Source organism: Micromonospora sp. WMMC241 (assembly GCF_027460165.1).
Taxonomy (GTDB): domain Bacteria; phylum Actinomycetota; class Actinomycetes; order Mycobacteriales; family Micromonosporaceae; genus Micromonospora; species Micromonospora humi.
Window position 1 is genome coordinate 4,980,560 of sequence record NZ_JAPZBF010000001.1, and the last position, 24,649, is coordinate 5,005,208.

Consider the following 24,649-nt stretch of genomic DNA (forward strand, 5'->3'; position numbering starts at 1 on the left):
GGGCCCGCCCCCACGAGGGGGACGGGCCCTTTTCGCCGTCCTGGACGGCTCAGCGGCCGAGCAGGATGTCCTGCACGTCCTTGAGCGCGGCGTCGACCTCCGCCTCGAAGTAGCCGCCGGGCACCAGCCCGAAGCGCAGCGTGTCGAGGTCCTTCGGGTTGACCGGCATCGCGTTGCGCCCCTGCATGCCGCCGAGCAGCGTCTCGAAGAACCGGTCGACCTGGTCCGGGTCGTACCCGCTGCCGAACCGGCGGACCTGGAAGCTGCGCCGGATCTGGTCGACCCGGTGCAGGTCGCTGCCGGGCGGGCCGGCCATCGGCGGCCCCACCATCGGCGGGCCGGCGGCCGGCGGACCGACGAGCGGCGGGCCGGTCATCGACGGGCCACCGCCGTAACCCTGGTCGGGCGGGCCGTAACCCTGATCCGGCGGGCCGTAACCCTGCTGCGGCAGCGCCGGCGGGCCGGCCGGACCGCGTCCGCGCAGCTCACGCAGCTCACGCTCGGGCATCCGGATCTCCGCGGTCATGTCGGCACGGCCGTGCCGGCCGGCCTCGAAGCCGTCGAAGCGGTCGCCCGGGCCGCCGTACCCACCCTGGCCGGGCTCCGGGCCGTAACCACCACCGGGGGTCGGGTCCGGCGGACCGTAGCCACCCGGGCCGGCGTCCGGCGGACCGTAACCGCCCGGACCTGGCGGCAGGCTCCGCGGCGGCGGGCCGCCGTGCCCCATCGGGGCACCCGGGCCCGGGCCCATCGGGCCCGGACCGGCGGGGCCACGAGGCGCGTCGTAGCCGCCGCGCGGACCGTCGTAGCCGCCGGCGAACGCGCCGGTCGGCTCGTCGTAGCGGTTGCCGTAGCGGTCGACCGGCGGGCCGGCCTGGGCCGGCATCTGCCGGGGCGGCATCGGTGGCTGGGGCACCGGGGACAGGCCGCGGTCGTCGCGCATCGGCGGGCCGAGCCGGTCGGCCATCCGGGGATCGCCACCGCGCCCGCCGGCGGCGCCGGAGCGCTCCTCCAGCTCGGCGAGCTGCCGCTCGACCCGGTCGAGGTGCAGGTCGACCTGCCACTCGTCGTAGCCGTTGAACCGGACCCGGAAGACGACGTCGTGGACCTCCTGGGAGGCGACGGGCGCGCCGACCGGCTGGCCGTCGAGGGTCGCCTCGACCCGGTCCAGGAAGGCGTCCACCTCGTCGACCTTGTATCCCCGGCGGAGCGCCTTCCGCCGGAAACGCTGACCCTGACTCGCCACTATGTCTCCTGGTCTCGTACCGCTACGCCGTTGCCGCGCGTGGGTCGCTGTCCGTGTCCTCGGCCGCGGCGAGCTGCCCACACGCCCCGTCGATCTCGCGTCCCCGGGTGTCGCGCACCGTGGTGGACACCCCGGCGTCGCGCAACCGCCGGACGAACTCCCGCTCGACCGGCTTCGGGCTGGCGTCCCAGCGGCTGCCCGGGGTCGGGTTGAGCGGGATCAGGTTCACGTGGGCCAACTTGCCGGCCAGCAGCCGCCCGAGCAGATCGGCTCTCCACGGCTGGTCGTTCACGTCCTTGATCATCGCGTACTCGATGGACACGCGACGCCCCGTCGTGGCCGCGTAGTCCCACGCCGCGTCCAGCACCTCGGACACCTTCCAGCGCTGGTTGACCGGGACGAGTTCGTCGCGCAGCTCATCATCGGGGGCGTGCAGCGACAACGCAAGGGTCACCGAGAGGTCTTCGCTGGCCAGTCGGCGGATGGCCGGGACCAGCCCGACCGTGGAGACGGTGATGTGCCGTTGGGACAGGCCGAGCCCCTCCGGCGCCGGCGCGACCAGCCGGCGGATCGCCGCGACCACCCGCGCGTAGTTGGCCAGCGGCTCCCCCATGCCCATGAACACCACGTGCGACAGCCGCGGCGGTGAGCCGGCCACCGCCCCGGAGGCGGCCACCCCGGCCAGGTAGACCGCCTGGTCGACGATCTCCGCGGTGGAGAGGTTGCGGGTCAGCCCGGCCTGACCGGTGGCGCAGAACGGGCAGGCCATGCCACAGCCGGCCTGGCTGGAGATGCAGACGGTGACCCGGTCCGGGTAACCCATCAGCACGCTCTCCACCAGCGACCCGTCGTGCAGCCGCCACAGCGCCTTGCGGGTCGCGCCGTCGTCGCAGGCCAGCTCGCGCACCGGGTTGAGCAGGGTGGGCAGCAGCGTGCCGGCCAGCCGCTCACGGGTCGCCGCCGGCAGGTCGGTCATCCGCTCCGGGTCGCGCACCAGGCGACCGAAGTAGTGGTTCGAGACCTGCTTCGCGCGGAACGCCGGTTCGCCCAGCTCGGTGACGAGCGCCTGCCGACCCGGCAGGTCCAGGTCGGCGAGGTGACGGGGAGGCATCGCGGGTCGGCGGCCGCGGCCGTCGGGGTCTACGGAGATCAGTGGGAGGCTCGTCATGGCGCGTCCAGTCTGACACGGGTGCGGCGGGACGCACCCGTCCGTGGGGGCCGAATCGCCCCCGACCGGCCGGTTGGCCCCGCTTCGCGCAGGTGATCCATCCCTCAGCCCACCACCGGCACGAACACCGCGAGCAGCAGATATGCCGTCGGCACCGCGAACAGGATGGAGTCGAGCCGGTCCATCAGGCCACCGTGACCGGGAAGCAGGTTGCTCATGTCCTTGACGCCCAGGTCCCGCTTGATCATCGACTCGGCGAGGTCGCCGAGCACCGCGGCGCAGGAGATCGCCACCCCGAACAGCGCACCCCACCACGGGGCCACCTCGAACAGCAGCCACAGCAGCAGGGCGCTGCCCACCGCGGCGGCGGTGACCGAACCGGCGAAGCCCTCCCAGGACTTCTTCGGGCTGATCTTCGGGGCCATCGGGCGCTTGCCGAAGGCCACCCCGGCGGCGTACCCGCCGGTGTCGGAGAGCACCACGGCCACCAGCGTGACCAGCACCCGCAGGTGACCGTCGTCGGGCGCGGCCGCGAGCAGGGCCGCGAAACCGGCGAGGAACGGCACGTAGACGACGATCAGCGTGGCTGCGGTGAGGTCACGCTGGTAGTTGCCGGGGCCGTCGCCCAGCCGCCAGATCATCGTGCCCAGCACGGTCACCAGCAGCCCGAGGCAGAGCGCGTCCGGGCCGGCGAACCAGGCCAGCCCGACCATGATCACCCCGCCGGCCACCAGCGGCACCAGCGGCGGGTGGGCGCCGCTGCGACGGACCGCCCGGGCCATCTCCCAGATGCCGATCGCCACGGCGGCGGCCAGCACGGCGAGGAACGCCGGCAGGAAGAAGAAGAGCGGCACCACGATCGCCGCGCCGAGGCCCAGCCCGACGCCGATCGCGGCGGGCAGGTTGCGCCCCGCCTTCGACGAACGGGGTGCGGTGGTCGGCGGACGCTCGGCGCTCGCCCGGCGGCGCCCCTTCGACCGGCGACCGGACGGCGGCTCGGGCGCCGGCTCGTCGCGTACCGCCGGGAGGTGGTCGGTCGGTTCGTCCCGCACCGGCGCGATCTGCGCGGTGGGGAACTCGTCGTCCGGCCGGTCGTACCCGTCGGGGCGGTCGTCGCCGCGCGGGCCGCGACCGCCGGGCGGCGGTCCGTCGTGGGGCCACGGACCGCCCGGGAAGGGGTCCGTGTCCGGGCGGGCGTACGCCTCCCGGTCAGCGGGCCGGGCGTACGCCCCGGCGTCGGCGGGCCAGGCGTCCGGGCCGGGAGCGGGCCGCTGCCACGAGCCGGGCTCCAGGTCGGTCTCCGGCCAGGGCAGGGCCGGGGCCGGACGGTCCCAGCCACGCGGCTCGATGCTGCCGTAGGGGTCGGGGTGGGACATCACGCACCGGCAGACGGTACGGAAGCCACCACATGACGCAAGACCAAGACCATCCCCTACCGGCGTGAGACTTCCTGTTGAGCGGCCGACGGCCGGGCGACTCCCGCCGTTCACCCGGTGGTGGTCGCCGAATCGTGCCGAGCCTACTGCACCCGGGAGGCGGCGAGGGTGGACGCCGGCCGGGCACGACGACGGCACCGGGCCGCCGCCCGGGTGCCGGGCGGCGGCGGCGCGGTGCCGTGTGGAGTACGCGGGCCGCTCAGACCTCGAGCAGCTCGCTCTCCTTGTGCTTGATCATCTCGTCCACGGTGGCGACGAAGCGCTGGGTCAGGTCGTCCAGGTCCTTCTCCGCGCGCCGGCCCTCGTCCTCGCCGACCTCGCCGTCCTTGACCAGGCGGTCCAGCTCTTCCTTGGCCCTGCGGCGGATGTTGCGGACGGCGACCTTGGCCTCCTCGCCCTTCTGCCGGGCGACCTTGATCATGTCCCGCCGCCGCTCCTCGGTCATCTGCGGCAGCACGATGCGCAACTGGTTGCCCTCGTTGTTCGGGTTCACCCCGAGGTCCGAGTCGCGGATCGCCTTCTCCATGGCGTTCAGCTGCGAGTTGTCGTACGGCTTGATGATCACCATGCGCGGCTCGGGCACCGCGATGGACGCCATCTGCGGCAGCGGGGTCGGGCTGCCGTAGTAGTCGATGACGATCCGGGAGAACATGGCGGCGTTGGCGCGACCGGTGCGGATCCCGCCGAATTCCTCCCTGGCGTGCTCGATGGCACGCTCCATCTTCTCCTCCGCCTCGAGGAGGGTGTCGTCGATCACCGGTCTCCTCGCCTCCTTCTGTCGCTCGTCGTGGGCTGTGCTCTCAGGCTGTGGCAGAGGACCGCTGCCGGTCCGGCGGGACCGCGTCAGGCGGTGATCAGCGTGCCGATCTTCTCACCGCCGACGGCCCGGACGATCGTGTCGTCGCCCTGGGCGCCGAAGACCAGCATCGGCAGGCCGTTCTCCATGCAGAGGCTGAACGCGGCGGCGTCGGCCACCCGCAGGTTGCGGCGCAGCACCTCGGAGAAGGTGATCGAGTCGAGCTTGCTCGCGGTCGGGTCGATCCGGGGGTCGGCGGTGTAGACCGCGTCCACGCCGTTCTTGCTCATCAGCACCACGTCCGCACGGATCTCCAGCGCCCGCTGGGCGGCCACCGTGTCGGTGGAGAAGTAGGGCATCCCGGCGCCCGCGCCGAAGATCACCACGCGGCCCTTCTCCAGGTGCCGGATCGCGCGCAGCGGGATGTAGGGCTCGGCGACCTGGGCCATGGTGATGGCGCTCTGCACCCGGGTCTCGATGCCCTCCTTCTCCAGGAAGTCCTGCAACGCCAGGCAGTTCATCACCGTGCCCAGCATGCCCATGTAGTCGGCGCGGGCCCGGTCCATGCCCCGCTTCTGCAGCTCGGCGCCGCGGAAGAAGTTGCCGCCGCCGACCACCACGGAGACCTGCACGCCGCGGCGGACCACGGTGGCGATCTGCCGGGCGATGCCCTGTACGACGTCCGGGTCGACGCCGATCGCGCCGCCGCCGAAGACCTCACCGGAGAGCTTCAGCACCACCCGGCGGGACCGACCGGGCGGAGGGGCGGTCGGGTCGTCCGCCGCCAGGCTCCGGTCACTCACAACCTGCGTCATCCGCCCCGCCCCTTCTCCCCGCGCAGCGCGCGGGCATCGCGTAACTGCCCCTGCCGACCCTATGTGACGAGGAGGCCGCGGTGCCTGTCGCGTACACCTGCGGCCTCCTCGTCCACGTTCCCCTGCGCCCGGGCCCAGCGGCCCGGGCGGCGGCTCAGGCCTGGCCGACCTCGAACCGCACGAAGCGGGTCACCTCGATGCCGGCCTCGGCCAGCACCTGCTTGACGGTCTTCTTGTTGTCGGCGACCGCCGCCTGCTCCAGCAGGACGAAGTCCTTGAAGAAGGAGTTGACCCGACCCTCGACGATCTTCGGCAGCGCCGCCTCGGGCTTGTTCTCCTCGCGGGCGGTCTGCTCGGCGATGCGCCGCTCGGACTCGACCGTCTCGGCGGGCACCTCGTCGCGGGTGAGGAACTTCGGCCGCATGGCGGCGATCTGCATGGCCACACCGCGCGCGTCGGCGTCGCCGGCCTCGTCGGTCTTGCCGGTGAACTGCACCAGCACGCCGACCGCCGGGGGCAGGTCCTGGCTCTTGCGGTGCAGGTAGACGGCGGTGGTGCCGTCGAGCTTGGCGAAGCGGTTGAGCACCAGCTTCTCGCCGATCTTGGCGGACTGCTCCTGGATCAGGTCGGCGACCGTCCTGCCGTCGATGCTGCTGGCGAGCAGCTCCTCGGCGTTGGTGGCGCCGCTGGTCACGCCGTGCTCGACGAGCTGCTGGGCCAGCGCGATGAAGGCGTCGTTCTTGGCGACGAAGTCGGTCTCGCAGTTGAGCTCGAGCAGCGCCTGGCCGGAGTGGGCGACGAGACCGTTGGCCGCGGTGCGGCCGGCCCGCTTGCCGACATCCTTGGCACCCTTGACGCGCAGGATCTCGACGGCCTTGTCGAAGTCGCCCTCGGCCTCGGTCAGCGCCTTCTTGGAGTCCATCATGCCGGCGCCGGTGAGGTCCCGGAGCTTCTTGACGTCCGCGGCGGTGAAGTTGGACATGACTCTCTCTTCGGTGTCAGTGAGGTGGTCTGGGGTGCTGCTTACCCGTTCCGGGCCGGTGCTGCCCGGCGTACCCGTCGCGCCCCACCGCCCGGGAACCCGGACGGTGGGGGCGCGACGGCGAGATCACTCCGCGGCGGCGGCCGCCGGCTGCTCGGTGGCCTTCTTCGGCTCCTCGGCGGCGGCGGGCTGCTCGGCGGCCGGCTGCTCGGCGGCGGCGGGCTGCTCGTCGGCCTTCTTCGGCTCCTCGAGCAGCTCGCGCTCCCACTCGGCCAGCGGCTCGTCGGCGCCGACCTGGCCCGCCTCGGGCTTCTCGTCGCCGCCCCGGTTACGGCCGGAGCGGGCGATCAGACCGTCGGCGACGGCGGCGGCGACGACCTTGGTCAGCAGCTCGGCCGACCGGATGGCGTCGTCGTTGCCCGGGATCGGGAAGTCGACCTCGTCCGGGTCGCAGTTGGTGTCGAGCACGGCGATCACCGGGATGCCCAGCTTGCGGGCCTCGTCGACGGCGATGTGCTCCTTCTTGGTGTCGACGATCCAGACCGCGGCCGGAAGCTTCTGCATGTCCCGCAGGCCACCGAGGGTGCGGGTCAGCTTGATCTTCTCGCGGGAGAGCTGGAGGGTCTCCTTCTTGGTGTAACCGGCGGCGGTGCCGCTCAGGTCACCCAGGGCCTCAAGCTCCTTCATCCGCTGGAGCCGCTTGTACACGGTCTGGAAGTTGGTCAGCATGCCACCGAGCCAGCGGTGGTTGACGTACGGCTGGCCGACCCGGGTCGCCTGCTCGGCGATGGCCTCCTGGGCCTGCTTCTTGGTGCCGACGAACAGGATGCTGCCGCCGCCCGCGACGGTGGTGCGGATGAACTCGTACGCCTTCTCGATGTAGTCGAGGGTCTGGCGCAGGTCGATGATGTAGATACCGTTGCGCTCGGTGAAGATGAAGCGCTTCATCTTCGGGTTCCAGCGCCGGGTCTGGTGCCCGAAGTGCACACCGCTCTCCAGCAGCTGACGCATGGTCACGACGGCCATGGTGGGTACTCCTACTTTGTCCCTGGTTGTCCGTCCGGCCGGCGGCCGGACGCCTGGCGCCCGGTCGCCGGCCAGGGTGGGCCCGGGTGAAGAACCGGGACCAGGGAGGCCGTCGCCCCACGGATGATCGTGGAGAGGGCACGCGAGGTCGACCGCGCGAGGCGGTCGCCAGTTGACAAGTGTACGCGCCGTCCCCGCACCTCGGCCCCGGGGTGCGCGGTCCCCCTTGATCTACTCCAGGCCCGCCTGGGGGCAGCTTGATCCACTCCAGCTCGGGGAGGTGGCGGCATCACGGCGGCGGGGATGCCGCCACCTCGGCGTACCGGTGTGGATCAAGCGGGCCCGCGGCCGCTTCCGGGTCAGCGGGCCGCGAGGGCGGCGGCCACGAAGAGCACCAGGCCGACGGTCAGATAGGCGGTCGGCGGACGCAGCCAACCCCGACTGCCGTCGGCGAGCGCCAACCCGCCGGTGCGCAGCCCGTACAGCCCGGCGCCGAAGATCGGCAGGCCGACCACCAGGAACGTGCCCACCACGACGTGCGACGTCGACACCGGGTCCCCGACCAGCCCGTGCAGCAACACCCGCATCGCCGGCACCTCCAGCACCAGCACCAACGCCGCCAGCAGCACCGCCAGCGCCGGACGCCGGGTCCGGTAGACGCCGTCACCCGGCGGCGGGGTGTCCGAACGGGGAACCACCGCCGGCATCGGACCGGTCGGCATCTCCAACGGGTTCACCGGCGCGGCCGGGTCCGCCCCACCGGTCGGCCGCTCCCCCACCGTCAACGGCGTGGCCGCGCCGGGACCGGTCCGGCCCCCCAGCGAGATCTGCGTCCCACCGCCGGACGTGGCGGGCTCGGCCGACCTGCCGGTGTCCACGATCGGGTAGCCGCCCAGCGGACCGGGGCGGGCCGGATCGGCGCTCCCGGCGAGGGCGTCGGCGCCCCGCGCCCCGAGCCCGTACGGATCGGTGCCGCCACGGGCGGCGGTGAGCGGGTCGGCCACGCCGGCCGACGGGTTCGCCGCCCCGCGCGACGCCGTGCCGAGCGCGTCGACGCCGCTGCGGGACAACACGTCCTCACCACCGGCCGCCTCGCGGGCCGCCCGGCGACCGGCGCGGCCGGGCAACTCGCCGGAGACCTCAGGGTCGTCCGGGCGCTGCGACCGCCAACCGCTGGTGTCGTCGACGAGCGGGTCGGCGGCGGAGTACGCGCCGTAACGGCTCTCGCCGGCGCGCTGCTCCGGGGCGCGGTAGTCGTCGTCGCGGTAGCGCGGCTCGCCGGTGGTGCGCCAGTCCGACTCGTACCCGCGGTCGCCCCACCGCGGTTCCTGCTGATCCTCGGGGTAGCTGCGTCGTCCGTCCACGACCGGCACGGTATGCGACCGCCACCAGCGACGCCATTCGGGTACGCAGGGCGTCGGCCCAGCCGGTGAAGGCCTCCAACGCCGTCAACTCGTCGCTTTTCGTTACAGCCGGTGATCCTCAACGTCGAGGCCGACCTTTCCTGGTCCAGTGACGGCGCACTGCTTGAGGGCTGCGCCGATGACCACGGCAACAGCCATGCGCGCCCACCTAACCGAGCAGTGAGCCAGCCGGACCAAGGTTCCAAACCAGGTCCGACTGGCTCAAAGCTGCACTCGCAAGATCGAGTCAGCCCACATGCACCCGGAACGCACTACGGCGTACGGGCCCGCATGCGCACGGCCCGAGTCGGCGTCACGATTTCGACCAAGAGCACTCCGTCACAACTGGTTCTCGAAGTCAAGCCAAGCACGGACCTCCCGTCGAATTTCCAAGTCCGTCAAATGATCGACAACCCATGGCAGAGCGGACAGAACTTTCTCCACTCCCCGCAATGCCGACGCTTGGACGTCAAGCTCCTGGCTTACCGGCTTGTAGGCAACCCCAATGGGAGCAAAGAAAGACTCATCGGCGGCTTCGTACTGCCCCCTCCTGGCTTGAGCGACTGCCACTGCCTCATCGAGTGGCAACGGAAGATGCTTGAGCGCCCACGCAGCAGCTCCGTCAGGCGTCAGCACGACCGGCAACTCATCGGCCACCAGATCGAGCCGAACCGCTGCTGCCGCGAGTCTGAGCAACCAGTACGCCCCGAAAGATGCATCGATGTCGTGGCGCTCGACAGCCAGAATCGCTGCCATAGCGCCGAGCCTCAGGTCGGACATCCGTTGAGAGTGGTCAACGCTTCTCAGGGGACTGACAGCCGATTCGACCGACTCGAAGAGCGCGTGCCACCACTGAGTTGACACCCCTTGGGGGAACCGAGAACCCAGCCACCCGCCGAGCGATTCGAGCGGGATCGCCCGGAGTTCTCGCAATTCTGGTCGCGCTTCCACTAGGGAGCCTTTCCGCCGTAATCCGTGATGACTCTCAGCGGAATCCGTACACCTGCCTTACCAAAGGCGTCCACGCCTCGCTGAATGAATACCGCAGCACAGCTAGTACACGGAGTGTAGTGCCCCGTCAGGTTGTCGAATGACGTCACCACACCATTCCGGAACGAAACCTGCCCTGCCGCCATCACAGGAGCGCCGCCCGAGGCCACCGTATGATGGATACCGCCTCCCGCGGCGACCATGTTCAGGCCCCCCTCCTCCCCGACGGTCCAGAGAAAGTCCCCGCTGCCCGAAGTCGCACGGGAGAAGCCGGAAGTGCCCGCCGCAACAGGTGAAACACCAGCCAGGTCCGCTTCCATCAGCTCTATCGACAGACCGTCAGGTTGGTTGTTTTTAACCGGACCGCAGTTGTGCACGAGGACCGGCGTGTTGCCGGCGAGCACATAGTACGTGTGGATGACGGAGACCGTGAGGTCCCGCATGACCTTGTTGCCGCTGAAGTTGCGAACCTCGACGACGCTCACCGTCGACGCGCTCGCCGACAGCAGCCGCTCGTCGGTCTCCAACTCGCCCGCGCCGACCCACTGCTTCCGGGTGACGCTCCAGAACGGGTGGTGCTGCGTCGTGCCGATCGTGGACTCGACACCCGAACTGTCCCGTACGACCAGGTCGGTCAGGGCTTCATCCTGGTTGACGTGCAGCTTCTCGACCGTCTGGGCGCTGGTGCCGCCGTGCTCCGGATCGTGGGCGAGAACCTGGTCGCCCACCCGAACGTCGGCGATCGGCTCGGTCGAACCGTCGGCCATCAGCACCGGGGTGTCCGGCGCGAAACTGTGTGTCGGGCAGCCGCCCTTGGCGGTGGGCGCATCGCTGTTCCCGCCGCCGGTCTTGCCCTTGGCCGGCGGATCGGGCTTCTTCACAGGTGGTGGCGGGGTCTTCGGCGCCGGGGGCTTCGCGCTTTCCCGGATCTCCTTCTTCAGCGCCGCCATCTCCGCGGCCTCGGCCGCCGGATTGATCGATGGCGCCTTGCCCCATCGGACCCGAGCGACGAGAGCCGTTACCTTGCCCGCACCCCAGTCGATCGCCCTCTTGCAAAAGCTCCTGATCTTGCAGGCCCAGTCGACTCCGGGAACGCTCGACACACCGGAGAGCGCAGCCTGCCGCCAGTTGCCTTCGGTGGCGTACACGACGGCGTTGACACCGTCGCACCCCGCGCCCAGCCCGATGAGGAAGAGACCGCAACCCTCAAGGAACTCGTGCGTCTTCTCCCGGCCAGACTTCTTCCGGGGTCCGCCGCTGCCGTCGTAGCGGGTGTCGCCTTGACCCTGACCGCTCGTGCCCTCGATGAGGTTCTGACACGCGTAACCGCTGAGCTTGGTCTTCCCATCCGAGCACAGGTCCAGACCCGGGGTGGCCGAAGGATTGAGGTACTCGGGGATGATCTCGCCGCTGGGGTCGCTGAAGGTGACCGGGTTGTTCGCGGCGTAGGTGTAGGCGGGAAGCTGCTGCGGGTTCCCTGGGTCGTTGATCGGGTCGGGCGAGATGAACCGACCGATGGTCGGGTCGTACTCGCGGGCGCCGAGATGCGTCAGGTCGGTGGGGTCTTGGTAGCCGCCGACGAATCCTTGTTTGTTGGGCCAGGTGACCGCGGCGCCGCGGGAGGTGCCGTAGGGGGTCTGGCGGCGTTGGGTGATGGTCTGGTTGGTGTCGTTGGCGATGCTGACCTGCGACGTGCCCTGGTGGTCGCTCGCCAGCCAGGTGATGCCGGTGACGGTGCGTTGGGCCACCGTCTCGCCGTTGAACGAGTAGTAGCGAGTGGCGTTGACCTGCCCGTTGCTGGCGTTCTTGCGGATCTCCTGGTCACCGAGGAACAGGGTGCTCCCGGTGGGGTCTGTCGCGATCAGCCGGTTGCCGCTCGCGTCGTAGATGTAGGAGTTGGTGCCGGTGCTGTCGGTCACCGACGCCAGGTGTCCCTCGACGTCCCAGGTGAGCGACTGTTGTCCCGACTTGCCAGGACGGGTCTTCATGTTGCCGGCCTCGTCGTACGTGTACGAGCCGGTGGTGGTGCCGGTGTTGTCGGTCCGGCTCCAGCCGTCCAGCCGGTGCGGCTGTGCCGCGCGGGCCGCCGGGTAGGAGTAGGAGGTGGTGACCGTGCCTGTCGGGGTGCCCCGCTCGGTCTGGGTCAGGCGGTTGCCGACGCGCCCCTGCGGGTGGTCCGGCGCGCCGAACGACCACTGCTGCCAGTAGGGTGCCGGGCCACCCAGCTCCGACTCCGCCTGCGGCTTGGCGGCGCAGTCGAACGAGGCCGGTGTCCACGCGTCCGTGAGCCGGCGCTGGTGGTCGTAGGCGAAGCACTGGGTGTCCCGTGGGCGGGCGCCCGTGTTGTCGTCGATCTTGATGATGTTGCCGCTGGCGTCGTAGTCGTAGAACGTGTTGGCCACGTGGGCCGGCGCGGTCGACCGGGTGACGGAACTGCTGGCGACCCGGCCGGTGCTGTCGTCGTAGGAACTCTTGCTCAGGACGGACTTCGCGCCCGTCAACGCGGTCGAGCGCGTGATCGTGCTCAGCTCGTGCAGGTTCGTGTAGCCCGAGTCGACGACGTAGTAGGTGGCGTCCAGGTAGTCCGTGGCGAGCCGGTCCAACATCGCGTACGTCGTGTCGTACTTGTAGTTCAGCACCTCCTGGTCGAGGCCGCCCGCGGCCGGGATGGTGAGCGTGTTGGGCGAGCCGTCGGTCAGGAAGCTCGCCTTGGACGTGAAGCTGCAGGTGACCGCGCCGATCCCGCAGAACCCCGCCTGCGACGACGGCAGCGTCAGCTTGCTCTGCGTCGTGTTGTACATCTTGTCGACGGAGACGACCTCCGACCGGTACTCCTCCGAGCCGATCCACCGCGACGCCGACTTGGTGATGCCCTTGGCCGGCGAGTCGTACGTGAGCTCGGTCCGCATCGGCCCGGTCAGGCTCGTCTCGCGGGTGGTGAGCGGTCGCCCGATCTTGTCGTAGGTGAACCAGATGTCGGGGGTGTCCGGCCGGGAGTCGGTGGTCTTCTCCAACTGACCCAGGTTGTTGTAGTGCTTGGTCGACGTTCCGGTGTCGGGGTCGGTCGTCGACGTCAGGCGGCCCTGGATGTCGTAGGTGTAGGACCAGGCGTTGCCGGCTGGATCCTTCACCGTGGCCAACTGGCCGGCCGGGTGGTAGGTGTACTTCGTCTCGTCGTAGCCGCCGGTGGCCGTCCGGCCGTGATACTGCCAGAGCTTCTCGGTCCGGCCCTCCGAGTCGGTCCACACCGTGGTGGCCGCCTGCCCCAACGGAGGCTCCACGGTGACGTGGTCGCCGTGATACGTGGTCGACGTCCTGGCCTTCTCGACCTGAACGCTCGACACCGTGCCGAGGAGCAACGAGTGGATCTGACGGCCTGCCGTGTCGTAGAGCGTCTTCGTCTGACTCGGCACATCCTGGTCCAGCCGGGACTTGATGACCGAGGTGTCGATCGCACCGGAGTCGTAGTAGGCCGCGTTGGCCTTGTAGATCCGGCCGGCCGCGTCGTAGAACGTCTCGGTCATGATCCGGCCGGTGCCGTTGGCCGGCTCCTGCGTCTGCCGCTGCCGACCGAGAGCGTCATAGATCACGTACGACGTGTCGTTGCCGCCGTTGGCGTTGACCGCGGTGGTGGTGACGTACGACGGCGCCGCCTTCGACAACGAGTAGCCGTAGGTGGTCGACGGCGCGGTGGGGTAGGTCACCCGCGCCCGGTTGGGCAGCCACATCTGCGTGGCGCGACCCATCGCGTCGTAGGCGTACTCGGTGACGTTGTTGTTGGTGTCCGTGCTCTTGACCACCAGTCCGGTGGTCGGGTCGAGGTCGACGGTGCTGGTCCACAGCAGCGGGTTCGTGGTCGTCTGCTGGGTCACCGGACCGCCGGTGGCCGGGACGTAGGCCGTCGTCGACTTCTCCCCGGCGACGTCGGTGGATTCGGTCATCCGACCCCGGGCGTCATACTTCGCGGTGCCGACCTGCTGGTAGGTGCGGTTACCTCCGGTGAAGGACGTGATCCGCTCGGTCTTGGTGAGCAGGCCCTTGCCCGGCGCGGCCCCGTACGCCAGCGAGTCGTAGCTGAACCGGACGTCACCGAGGACCTGCTTGTCGTCAGCGGGGCCGGACGAACACTTCCCGACCCACCCATTGATCCGCTTGACCGGGGTCAGCAGCCAGTCCGCGGTGTTGCGGACGTATTCGGTCTTGGTGCACCGCTCGTCGCCGGCGGTGGCGGCACTGCTGTCCTCCTGGGTGGTCGGCATGCCGTAGTCGTCGAAGTCGGTGGTCGCCGTGCTGCGCCGCCAGCCCGTGTCCGTGGCGATACGCGTCTTCGACGTGCGCACTCGCACGTAGCGGGACTCGGCGACCGGGCTTCCCGCCCGCGTCGCGGTCGGCGGGTCCGATCGCCACATGTCGTGCACGGTGGCGGACAGCACGGCCCCGCCCAACCAGGTGACCGTCTCGCGCGCGGAACCGCTGAACTGCTCGTAGTCGTTGACCGCGCCGCCCTCCAGGCCCTGGACCTGGGTGGTACGCGTGCCACCGCCGGCGAGCTTGTCCCCGTACATGCCTCGGTAGTAGAGGGTCTCGGTCTTGGTTCGGGCCGCACCCTCACCGACGTAGGTCACCACCTTGGGGTAACCACGCCACTGGGACCAGCTACGACGATCGTCCGGGGTGAGCCCGGTGTCGTCGTCGTAGTGCCACAGCGCCTCGTTGTCGTCGTTGAGGTAGTCGTAGGCGGTGCGCAGCGGCCGTGACCCACCGGTGGGATCGATCTGCTGGACCTCCTTGACCACGTACTTGTGGAAGAAGTCGGTCACCTTGTCGGTCTCGCCGGGTGGCGTCCACTTGACCGGGTAGCACAGCAACTTGTTGCTGTCCAACGCACTCGTCGAGGGCATCACGCTGCCCTTGACGCACTGCGCGTCGCTGTAGGTGACGAAGATCTGGCCGCCGGTCTCCTGCGTGATCAGGTTGACCCGGTGCCAGTTCATGGCGAGGGCCCAGTCACTTCCGGCGGCGTCCACCCGGTTCTGCTTCTGGATGCCGGAGAACGTCACCTCCGGCGCGGTGACGGTGCCGCCGTTCAGGCCCCTGTGGGTGATGCCGTCGAGCCACAGGCCGGCCCGGGTGCCGTCACCGGGGTCAAGGAACGCCTGCCGGAACGTCCACGAGTCGGCGTTCTGGTAGGCCGAGGCGGTCGCCTTCCACGCCTTGGTGGTGATCAGCGTGGTGCGCTTGGCGGACCAGAACGTCGGGGAACCGTTGTTGCAGGGCTTCGTGGTCGCGGTGCAGTTCTGGTCCCACGGCGTGTCCGGCCAGGTCGTAGCGTTCTTCGTGGCGCAGTTCGTCAGGCAGCGGTCGACGTTCGTGAACTCGACGCGTCCCGGGGTGTTCTCGACGTACGGCGACGCGGCGGCGTACTCGTTGTTGTCCCGGTTGTCGCTGCCGTAGTCGATGCGGGTCAGGTAGCCGGCCCGGTCGTAGACGACAGGTGTCGAGGCCACCAGGTTCTTGGCGTAGTAGTTGGTCTCCTTGGCCCACCAGTAGGACATGGTGTTGCCGTGGATGTCCTGGACGTAGTCCAGATTCCACCGCCAGGCCTGCGACTTGCCGTTGCAGTCCGAGGCGGCGAAGGTCGCCGCGTTGCACGGCTCACCGGGGTTGTTGCCGAAGACGGGCACGGTGAGGACCGAGTTGGTCGTCGGCCGACCGGTCGACCAGCCCGGGAGCCGGTGACGACCGAACCAGTACTGGGTGCCATCGGTGGTGGTGACCTTCCAGTACTCGTTGTCGTCGTCGCCGTTCGCGTACGCCGCGGACGTGAGCAGCTCGATCTTGGCGCCGTTCTCACTGCGCGGGTGCCACGTGCCGTCGCTGCCCTTCAGCAGCTCGACAGTGCTGCCGTTGAGCGACATCACGGCGTTCTCCGGGCCCCAGCACAGGTCCCCGGTCTTGACCGAGTTGTTGGCGTTGCCGCCCATGTCCTCGGCGCACACCTTGTACCGGCGCTCGATGAAGCCCGGAGAGTAGTCGAAGCCCTCCCCGAACAGGCCGGGCTGGTTGTTGGTCGCCGCGTGCCGCCCGTCGACGGACTGGGAGGAGTAACCGAGACCGATGCTCGGCTCCGGCCCACCGGGGCCGGGCGGGGTTCGCATCGGGTAGGACCACTGGAAGCCGCCGGTGGCACCGCCGTGGCCCCACGACGACGTGGACGCGAGGCTGGAGGCCGCGAAGTTGCCGGCCCCACCGGAGGGGCCGCTGGTCAGCGCGAAGAGCGTCCCCCCGGCCACCGTCGCTCCGGCAGCCGTCCGAGCGCCCGACGCCACCGGGTCGGACGCGGACACCGGAACGGCAGCGGACACCGTCCGGGTCCGCACGTCGTTACGCGACGCCACCGACTCGGGTCGGCAGCTCGCCGCCGCCGGGGTGCTCAGGGCACACTCGGGCAGCCGCACCAGACGCAGTCGCGAGGCCCAGTCGGCGCCGTACGCGGTCGCGAAGGCGGCGTAGTCGACGCCCACCTCGACCGTACCCGCGGACCGGACCCCGTCGGTGCGGCCGACCCGCACCAGCAGGCCCTCGACGCCGGCCGCCTCGGCCGTGGCCTTGGCCAGCACCTCGACGCGGACCTTGCCCGGGTACGACGCCGTGCGGCCGGCCGGCGAAGCGGGAGCCGGTCGTACCGTCACGGGCAACGAGCCGGCGCGGCCGGAGGTCGCCGCCGTGGTCGCCGCGCCCAGCGTCACCTCCGCGGAGCCCGCCGCCGGCCAGACCGGCGCGGGCCGCCGCACCTTCGCCGCCGCCGCGTCGGTGTCGGGGATCCGCTTGCTGGATACGGCCTTGTGCAGAGGGGCGGACGAGTACCGCTGCGGGTCGAGGTGCGGCGCCGGTGTCGACCGCTCCGCCCGGGCGGGAAGCTGGCCGCCGATCGTGGCCGCGAGCAGCGCGGCCAGACCGATGGTGAGGCTGCGGCGGGCACCACGTCCCACCGCGTCGATTGCCGGGACCCGCCGCCTGTGGCGGCGCTCTGGTCGGCCGGTTCGGGAAGTGCTCATCGATCCCCTTCAGGGAGCAGAGGGTGTGGAACCCGCGTCCCGGGCGGGCGCGGGGAGGCCGGGCCGGTTCGGGCGCCACCGGTGGGTGACGCCCGAACCCGCTGCGGCCGGAGGTCAGTCGGTGCTGGCGGCGACCGCCTGCACCTCCGCGGCGCTCAGTGCGCCCTGCCACGCCTGGACCCGGTCGATGTCGCCGTTGAAGTAGTCGGTAGGCACGCCCCACCGGCCCCGGCCGACCGTCAGCGCCCCTGTCCCGTGCCACGGGGTGAAGGTGGGCGTGCCCTGCTTGACCAGGGCACCGTTGACGTAGAGGCTGATCGTCTTCGCGGTGACGTCCTGCACTGCGGCGACGTGGGTCCACTGGTTCACCAGGCACTCAGTGCCGTTCACGTAGAACCCGGACGCCGCCGTCGAGTCGGACGACCGCACCATCACCGACCACTTCGAGCCGGACGCGTCGGTGCGACAGCTCAGGAACGCGCTCGAGATGTTCGTGCCGTCCTGGGCGATTACGGTGCGAGCGCCTCCACCGCCTGCGAAGCGCACCCATGCCGACACGGTGTAGGACTGGTCGGTGCGCAGAACCGGTGCGCTGGTCTCAGCCGAGCCGGACAGCCCGTCGAAACGCAGCGACGTCGAGCTGTTGTAGCTGTCCGGGAACCACACCGCTGCCGGGGCCGGCTTGAGGGTAAGCGGGGCGCGGTAGTCGGAGGAGTCGCCGGCCTCCCGAGGCTCGTCCTGGTCGTCGCTGTCCATGTCCCACTGGCCGACGGGGACGGGTGCGACGACATCCGCCAGGTCCGTCTCCGGGTCGATGACCCGGTCCCAGACGCGGACGTCGTTGATCGCCGCGTTCATCCAGCCGGTCGGCGCGCCGTTGCGCCCGGCACCGATCAACAGTGGTCCGGACGCGGCCCACGTCGGAGCACTGGTCGAGCCCGTGCCCTTGCGCACGCCGTTGACCCAGAGCGTGAGCTGGTTGGCGGAGCCGGCGTCGTAGGTGCCGGCCAGGTGGACCCAGACTCCCGGCTGTACCGGGTCGACGGCGCACGCGGGCGACGGGGTGGAGGCCGCGTAGGCCGTGTCGGAGGCGTAACTGACGAAGCACCATCGCTGCTTCGTCGGGTAGTACTGGAGCTCGAACGGACTCTTGTTGGTGCCGACCTGTGCCATGACGACGCCACCGACGGCGTCGGCGCGAACCCACGCGGCGAAGGAGAAGCTACGGGTCGTGTTGACGATCGGGCCGGCCGTCGCGGCCTGGTCGTTGCCGTCGAACTTGACCGCCCAGTCCTTGCCGCTCCTGCGGCTCGTGCCCAGCACCCGGGAGTCCGTCCACGCCGGGGACGGGCTCATGGTCGCCGCCGGACCGCCGCCGACCTTGTTGGCCAGGGTGAGGCCCGAACCCTCGTCGACCGCCCAGTGTGCGACCGGCGCGGACGGGTCGCTGGCCAGGAACGTGTAGTCGTACGGGGCGGACGAGTTGCCGGCCTGGTCCCGGCTGCGCACGGTCAGCACGTTCTCCAGCCGCGTCGTCGGGGTCACCCAGACGGTGGCGGGACCTCCGAGCCCGGTGGCGCGCACCACCACCTCCGGGCCGCCGTTGACCTGGTAGACGTAGTCGTACACGTCGGAGGCGCCGTTGGCGGAGAAGGTGAAGCTACCGGAGAAGCCGACCGAACCGTGTGGATCCTGGTTGGCACCCAGGGGTGGGGATTCCAGATAGAGCCCGTCGGCGGCCGTGACGGTCGGGGTCGAGGCGGGCGCCGAGTAGTCGATGGAGAACTCGCACCACGGTGACGCGCTCGCCGACACCCCGCCCAGCGTGTCCTTGGTCTGCACCTGCCACCGGTAGAGCTCGCCGTTGACCGTCTTCGTGGTCAACTGCAGCTCGGCCTTGGCCCCGGGGGCGACCCCGGAGTCGGTCTTCGGCCAGCCGGACGCGTTCGTCCAGGTGCTGCCCACCAGCTTCTGGAGCGTGAAGACACCCGAGAGGCTGCCGCCGCCGCTGCCGTCCGGGTCGCTCAGCGTCGCCTTGAGCCACGGGAAGTCCGAGCGCACCGCCGGCCGCGACGTGCCGGTCACGCAGGCCTGTGCCGGCGCGGTGTAGCCGGCGTGGGTCGTCAGCTGTGCCGCCGTCGGCGTGTTGGGGTTGGTGTTGTACTCGATCGTCAGCTTGGTCTGCACCGGGTCGAACTTCTTCCACCAGTTGCTCGTCGACTCCGACGTTCCGTCGGACTGCCGGGTCGACAGCGCCAGCGTGTAGATGTCCTGGCCTCGGTTGGCGCTGATGTCGTTGATGACGTTCTGGCTGGAGAACTCCATCGGCTTGTCCGGCTGCGGGTCGTCGTCGCAGCCCGGACCGCCGGACGGCTTGTGCGCGTGCGCCGAACGCTCCTCCAACCACTTGGAGAAGCTCGGCCCGGACCAGGCCTGCTTGCCGGTGGTCGCCATGTCGGCGGTACGCCACAGGTTCACCGGCGTGTTGCCGCAGTCCCACGAGTGCGTCATCTCGGTCAGGAACTTGGCGTCGCGGATCGTCTTGCCGGACAGCGAGGTGAGCTTGAACGAGAAGTAGGACCGGTACGTGCCGGACCCGTCGGGGTCCTTGCCGACCCGGGCCACCCCGTCGTTGCGGGTCGCGTCGTTGGTGCTCGAGTAACCCCACCGGGTCTTCTCGATCGTGCTCCACGGGTCGATCACGACCGGGTACACGGTGCCCTTGCCGCGCAGCAGCGACCGGTCCGGCCGGATCACCAGGTCCTCGCCCTGGACCCCGGTCGGGATCTCCGCCTTGCGCGCCCGATCCGGCACCACGCGCAGCGCGTCACGCCGGTCCTGCGCCACGAACCCGTTCGCGGCCCGGCCCATGGCACCCTGGGCGGCCGTGGCCACCCCGGCCGAGTCCCACATCAGCGCGCCCCCGGCGGACAGCACGGAACGACCGTTGCCGTCGGCGACCTCGAACCCGCCGCCGGACCGCGACCGCTTGGTGAGCGATCCGGTGGTACGCAGCGCGAAGCGCAGTTCGTTCAGCGCCGGGTTCGTCGCCGCCCCCGCGGACTTCACCACCAGAGCCCAGGTGAACCCGTCGCGCAGCGCCCGCAGCCGCAGGTCCACCTCCGGCAGCACCGATTCGTACACGGCGGTGTCACCGTCGAGCGTCGGTGCCGGCAGATCTCCCGGCCAGGACAGGGACACCTGCCCCTCGGCCAGGGGCAGCCGGATCGTCGGGCCGCTGCCGCCGGAGGTGAACGACACGTCCGTCAGCGTCGCCACCGGCGCCACCGATCCGTCGGCACGCCGTTCGAGCCGCGTGTCGATCTTCCGCCACGAGCCGCCGTCGCGGCCCCGGGTCCACTGCGGCTCCGCGTAGGACTCCAGCACCAGGGTGCCCCGGGGGGTCGCCAGCACGCGCGAGTCCTCGTTCCTGAGGCTCGTCACCTCCACCGGCGCCTTGAGCTTTCCGGCCTGCGCCAGGGCGTCGATCTCGCTCAGCGCCGGCGCCTCGGGGGCGGCCGCCGGCTCGGGGGCCGCCGGTTCCGCCCCGGCCGGCGAGGGCATCACGGTCGGACCGGCGACGGCCACCAGGGCCAGTGCGACGACCGACGCGGCGAGGCCGCGACGGCGCCGCTCGGGGGCGATTCCACGTGTTGTCACCAAAGCACTCCTCATTGCGCGTGTGTGAGCACACCGAAGGACCCGCGCGGTACGCGGGGAAAGTGAGTGAGGGTCAATCAGGTACGGCAGGGGCGACGACGCCCGACACCGCGCCGACGGTCAGGATGTCGACGTGCGTGGATCACCACGGAAGAGCGGTGATCAGTGGCCGCCCCGCGGGTTCGTCGATGGGAGTGCGGCCGTCGTCGTGCCGGCACCGCACCGATACGTCGCTAACGCCATGCGCAGGTCCACCCGAGCCCCCGTTCAGTACCTGTCGGCGACGTGACAGTAAGGAACGTCAACTTCCGCTGTAAAGGGGCGTCACAACTGGTAGCCACAAACCGCCCATGTGGCCCCGAGAGCGGCGGGGCGATCACCGTCCGCCATCGCGTCCGGCTTAGCACATCGGCGGAATGATCGCGGGTCCGTCCACAATCGGCTCTCGTCCACAGGCCGGCCCCACGGGACGCCCACGATCGGGCCGGCGGCCCGCATCCTGACCGGCATGACGAACCGGAACCAGGCCGTCGGCGCCTACGGCGAACGGTGCGCGCTGCGCCACCTGATCGAGACCGGGCTGCGCCCGATCGCGCGCAACTGGCGCTGCCCCGACGGGGAGATCGACATCATCGCCTGGGAGGGCCCGGTCCTCGCCTTCTGCGAGGTGAAGACGCGGCGCACCGAGCGGTACGGCTCGCCCGCCGAGGCCGTGGTCAGGTCGAAGGCGCGCCGGCTGCGCGTCCTGGCCGCCCGGTGGCTCGCCGAGACCGGCACCACCGCCGACGAGGTCCGCTTCGACGTGCTCTCGGTGCGGCTGCCGGCCACCGGCCACGCCCGCGTCGAGCACCTCCGGGGCGCGTTCTGAGATGGGCTACGCCAAGATTCTCAGCGTCGGCCTGGCCGGCGTGGCCGGTCATGTGGTCGAGGTCGAGGCCGACCTCGCACCCGGCCTGCCCGCCGTGGTCATCTCCGGCCTGCCCGACACGGCGCTGCACGAGGCCCGCGACCGGGTCCGCGCCGCCATCGTCAACTCCGGGCAGAAGTGGCCCAACCGGCGGATCACCCTCAACCTGCTCCCGGCCACCCTGCCCAAGTACGGCTCCGCGTTCGACCTCGCCATCGCCGCGGCCGTGCTCGCCGGCTCCGGCGAACTGCCGCCGGTCGCTCTCGACGCCACCGTCATCCTCGGCGAACTCGGCCTCGACGGCACCGTCCGGCCGGTCCGCGGCACCCTGCCCATGGTCGCCGCCGCCGCCCGGGCCGGATACCCGCGCGTGGTGGTGCCCGCCGGCAACGCCGCCGAGGCCGCCGTCATCCCCGGCGTACGGGTGCGCGCCGTCGACACCCTGCACCGGCTCGTCGCCCACGTCCGCGACGGCGTACCCCTGCTCGTCCCGCCCGGGCAGTCCCCGGCCGGCGGCCCCGGCGGGCCCGACCTCAGCGACGTCGCCGGGCAGCCCCTGGGCCGCCGAGCCCTCGAGATCGCCGCCGCCGGCGGTCACCACCTCGCGTTGCTCGGCCCGCCCGGCGCCGGGAAGACGATGCTCGCCGAGCGCCTGCCGTCGATCCTGCCGGAGCTGGACGACGAGGCCGCCCTGGAGGTGACCGCGTTGCACTCGATCGCCGGCCTGCTCCCACCCGGCGGCGGCCTGCTGCGCCGGCCCCCGTTCCAGGCGCCCCACCACACCGCCACGGTGCCGGCGCTGGTCGGCGGCGGTTCCGGGCTGGCCCGCCCCGGCGCGGTGTCGCTGGCCCACCGGGGCGTGCTCTTCCTCGACGAGGCGCCCGAGTTCGGCAAGGGCGCGCTGGAGGCGCTGCGCCAGCCGCTGGAGAGCGGCTGGGTCCGGGTCGCCCGGACCCGGGGCGCCACCGAATACCCGGCACGCAGTCAGCTGGTGCTGGCCGCGAACCCGTGCCCCTGCGCCAAGCCGTCCGGCGACGTCGACTGCGAGTGCACCCCGCAGGCCCGGCGGCGCTACCTGGGCCGGTTGTCCGGCCCGCTGCTCGACCGGGTCGACGTGCAGGTGGGTCTGATGCCGGTGCGCGCCGCCGAGCTGTTGCGGACCGGCACGCCGCACGAGTCCTCGGCCGCCGTGGCCGCCCGGGTCGTCGAGGCGCGCCGCGCCGCGGCCGACCGCTGGGCCGCCACCGGGCACCGGGTGAACGCGGAGGTCCCCGGCCCGCACCTGCGCCGGCCGCCGTGGCACCTGCCGGCGCGGGTCACCCAGGAGCTGCGCCGCCGCCTGGACACCGGGTCGCTGTCGGCGCGGGGATACGACCGGGTCCTCCGGCTGTCCTGGACGATCGCCGACCTGGACGGGCGGGACCGACCCGACGAGCACGACATCGGCGAAGCCATCCAACTCAGGACGGGAGAGGGCACGTGACCGGTGTCGACGACCGCAGACAGGCCCGGGTGGCGCTGACCTGGCTCGCCGAGCCGGGCACCCGGTCGGTCCACCGGCTGGTCCACCAGCTCGGCCCGGTGGCCGCGCTCGACCTGCTCCTGGCCGGGGGCGCGCCGGAGCGGGCGCTCCGGGCGGCGGTGGCGGCCCGCACGGCGACCGGCGACGCCCGCGCGGTGGCGGCGGAGGCGCTCGCGCGCGGCGACCGGCTCGGCGCGCGGCTGGTCACTCCGGAGGACGACGAGTGGCCGCCGCAGGTCGCCGCACTCAGCAAGCTGGTGCTGCCCGACGCCGCCCGGCGGGTCGACGTGGAGACCGACCCGCCGCTCTGCTTCTGGGTACGCGGCGCCTGGCCGCTCGACGACGCGCTGACCCGCTCGGTGGCCGTGGTCGGTGCCCGGGCGGCCACCCCCTACGGCTCGCACGTGGCCACCGAGCTGGGCTACGGCCTCGCCGACCGGGAGTGGACGGTGGTGTCCGGCGGCGCGTTCGGCATCGACTCGGCGGCGCACCGTGGGGCGTTGACCGCGGGCGGGCGCACCGTCGCGGTGCTGGCCTGCGGTGTGGACCGCCCCTACCCGATGGGCAACGCCGCGCTGTTCGACCGGATCGCGGAGACCGGCCTGCTGGTGAGCGAGTGGATGCCGGGCGCCGAGCCGCTGCGGCCACGGTTCCTCATCCGCAACCGGGTCATCGCCGCGGCGACCAGGGGCACGGTGCTGGTCGAGGCCGCCGCGCGCAGCGGCGCCACCCAGACCCTCAACCGGGCGCTCGGCCTGGGGCGGCCGGCGATGGTGGTGCCCGGGCCGGTCACCTCGGCCATGTCCGTGGGCGGGCACGAGGTGCTCCGCGAGAAGCCCCGGTCCCGGCTGGTCGCCGGCGTCGCGCACGTGCTGGAGGAGGTGGGCCGGATCGGGGACGACCTGGCGCCGCTCGCGCGGGCCCCGGAGCGCCCACGGGACCGGCTCGACGACGACGCCACCCAGGTGCTGGAGGCGCTGCCCCGGCGGCGACCGATCGACCTGGAGAGTGTGGCGGCGCGAGCCGGGGTGGACCTGCGGACCGCGATGCGAAAACTGTCCATGCTGGAGGAGTTGGCCCTGGTCGTACGCCGCGACGGCGGCTACGCGCTCGCGCCGCCTCCCGGTGACGGCGGATGAGTGCCGCCGGTGTCCGGGGCCAGGCCGACCGGGTCGGGTCAGTCGCCCTCGAAGCGCAGTTCGACGTCGCGCCCCTCCCGGCAGCGGTGCGCGAGCCGGGCCACCCGCCGGATCTGCTCGACCTCCTGCGGCGCCCTGGCCGCCTCCAGCAGGCAACGCAGCTCGGTGAGCAGGTGCGGCACCTGCCCGGCGTCCACGGCCAGCTCGCCGAGGGGTTCGACGCGGTCCAGCATCGGCGTGCGCCCGCTGCCCCGGACCCGGGTGAGCAGGTCGAGCAGCACGTCCTGCCGGTCCGCCACGACCTCGATCGACACGTACGACGATCGGCGGCGGTCGGCGCCGGCGCGCACCCGCCGGTAGAGGACGGCATCGACTCCCACGCCCGGTCCCTCCTCGCATCGGCGTCACCGCCTTGGCGACGCCTTGCCCGAGCGAAGCCGGCGAGGCCGGCCGACGCCGACGCTCGCCTCTTCGCGACACGAGTTTCTCCTGTCCAGAGCC

Annotated in this window: 15 protein-coding genes; 3 read left to right on the forward strand and 12 right to left on the reverse strand. The window is 71.5% G+C overall.

Annotated elements, in window-relative coordinates; translation table 11 throughout:
- Window positions 1-49 precede the first annotated feature (49 nt).
- The 11 genes from O7598_RS22460 to O7598_RS22510 form a co-directional block, all read right to left on the reverse strand.
- Entirely contained in the window at window positions 50-1,246 is a 1,197-nt protein-coding gene (locus O7598_RS22460; protein WP_269693276.1) for a DivIVA domain-containing protein, read from the reverse strand.
- Window positions 1,247-1,268: 22 nt separating this feature from the next.
- Window positions 1,269-2,414 (reverse strand): 23S rRNA (adenine(2503)-C(2))-methyltransferase RlmN, encoded by a 1,146-nt coding sequence (gene rlmN, locus O7598_RS22465; protein WP_269693277.1) that lies wholly within the window; start codon window positions 2,412-2,414, stop codon window positions 1,269-1,271.
- A 104-nt stretch (window positions 2,415-2,518) separates the two neighbouring features.
- Window positions 2,519-3,790 (reverse strand): phosphatidate cytidylyltransferase, encoded by a 1,272-nt coding sequence (locus O7598_RS22470; protein WP_269693278.1) that lies wholly within the window; start codon window positions 3,788-3,790, stop codon window positions 2,519-2,521.
- A 259-nt stretch (window positions 3,791-4,049) separates the two neighbouring features.
- Window positions 4,050-4,607 (reverse strand): ribosome recycling factor, encoded by a 558-nt coding sequence (gene frr, locus O7598_RS22475; RefSeq protein ID WP_269693279.1) that lies wholly within the window; start codon window positions 4,605-4,607, stop codon window positions 4,050-4,052.
- Between the two features lie 86 nt (window positions 4,608-4,693).
- Window positions 4,694-5,461 (reverse strand): UMP kinase, encoded by a 768-nt coding sequence (gene pyrH / locus O7598_RS22480; RefSeq protein ID WP_036345766.1) that lies wholly within the window; start codon window positions 5,459-5,461, stop codon window positions 4,694-4,696.
- Between the two features lie 154 nt (window positions 5,462-5,615).
- Window positions 5,616-6,443, reverse strand: coding sequence for a translation elongation factor Ts (gene tsf, locus O7598_RS22485; RefSeq protein WP_269693280.1), 828 nt, complete (start codon window positions 6,441-6,443; stop codon window positions 5,616-5,618).
- A 126-nt stretch (window positions 6,444-6,569) separates the two neighbouring features.
- Window positions 6,570-7,469, reverse strand: a complete 900-nt coding sequence (gene rpsB / locus O7598_RS22490) for a 30S ribosomal protein S2 (RefSeq protein ID WP_269693281.1) — start codon at window positions 7,467-7,469, stop codon at window positions 6,570-6,572.
- Between the two features lie 359 nt (window positions 7,470-7,828).
- Window positions 7,829-8,842, reverse strand: a complete 1,014-nt coding sequence (locus O7598_RS22495) for a hypothetical protein (protein WP_442929884.1) — start codon at window positions 8,840-8,842, stop codon at window positions 7,829-7,831.
- 369 nt (window positions 8,843-9,211) lie between these two features.
- The gene (locus O7598_RS22500; RefSeq protein ID WP_269693283.1) at window positions 9,212-9,652 is read right to left on the reverse strand and encodes a hypothetical protein; all 441 of its coding nucleotides are present in this window, start codon (window positions 9,650-9,652) and stop codon (window positions 9,212-9,214) included.
- A 170-nt stretch (window positions 9,653-9,822) separates the two neighbouring features.
- Entirely contained in the window at window positions 9,823-16,854 is a 7,032-nt protein-coding gene (locus O7598_RS22505; RefSeq protein ID WP_269693284.1) for an RHS repeat-associated core domain-containing protein, read from the reverse strand.
- 180 nt (window positions 16,855-17,034) lie between these two features.
- A complete protein-coding gene (locus O7598_RS22510) occupies window positions 17,035-20,580 on the reverse strand; it encodes a LamG domain-containing protein (protein ID WP_269693285.1) in 3,546 nt (1,181 codons plus the stop codon).
- Between the two features lie 508 nt (window positions 20,581-21,088).
- Between O7598_RS22510 and O7598_RS22515 the strand changes: the two genes are divergently transcribed.
- From O7598_RS22515 to O7598_RS22525, 3 genes are read left to right on the forward strand one after another with little or no spacing between them, the layout of a single operon-like run.
- Complete coding sequence (locus O7598_RS22515; protein ID WP_269693286.1) at window positions 21,089-21,448, forward strand: YraN family protein; 360 nt, start codon at window positions 21,089-21,091, stop codon at window positions 21,446-21,448.
- Window position 21,449: 1 nt separating this feature from the next.
- A complete protein-coding gene (locus tag O7598_RS22520; protein ID WP_269693287.1) occupies window positions 21,450-22,970 on the forward strand; it encodes a YifB family Mg chelatase-like AAA ATPase in 1,521 nt (506 codons plus the stop codon).
- Entirely contained in the window at window positions 22,967-24,148 is a 1,182-nt protein-coding gene (locus tag O7598_RS22525; protein ID WP_269693288.1) for a DNA-processing protein DprA, read from the forward strand. The genes O7598_RS22520 and O7598_RS22525 overlap by 4 nt, the downstream gene beginning before the upstream one ends.
- 38 nt (window positions 24,149-24,186) lie before the next feature.
- Here the strand turns inward: O7598_RS22525 and O7598_RS22530 are convergent, their stop codons facing one another.
- Window positions 24,187-24,528, reverse strand: a complete 342-nt coding sequence (locus tag O7598_RS22530) for a hypothetical protein (RefSeq protein ID WP_269693289.1) — start codon at window positions 24,526-24,528, stop codon at window positions 24,187-24,189.
- Between the last annotated feature and the right edge of the window lie 121 nt (window positions 24,529-24,649).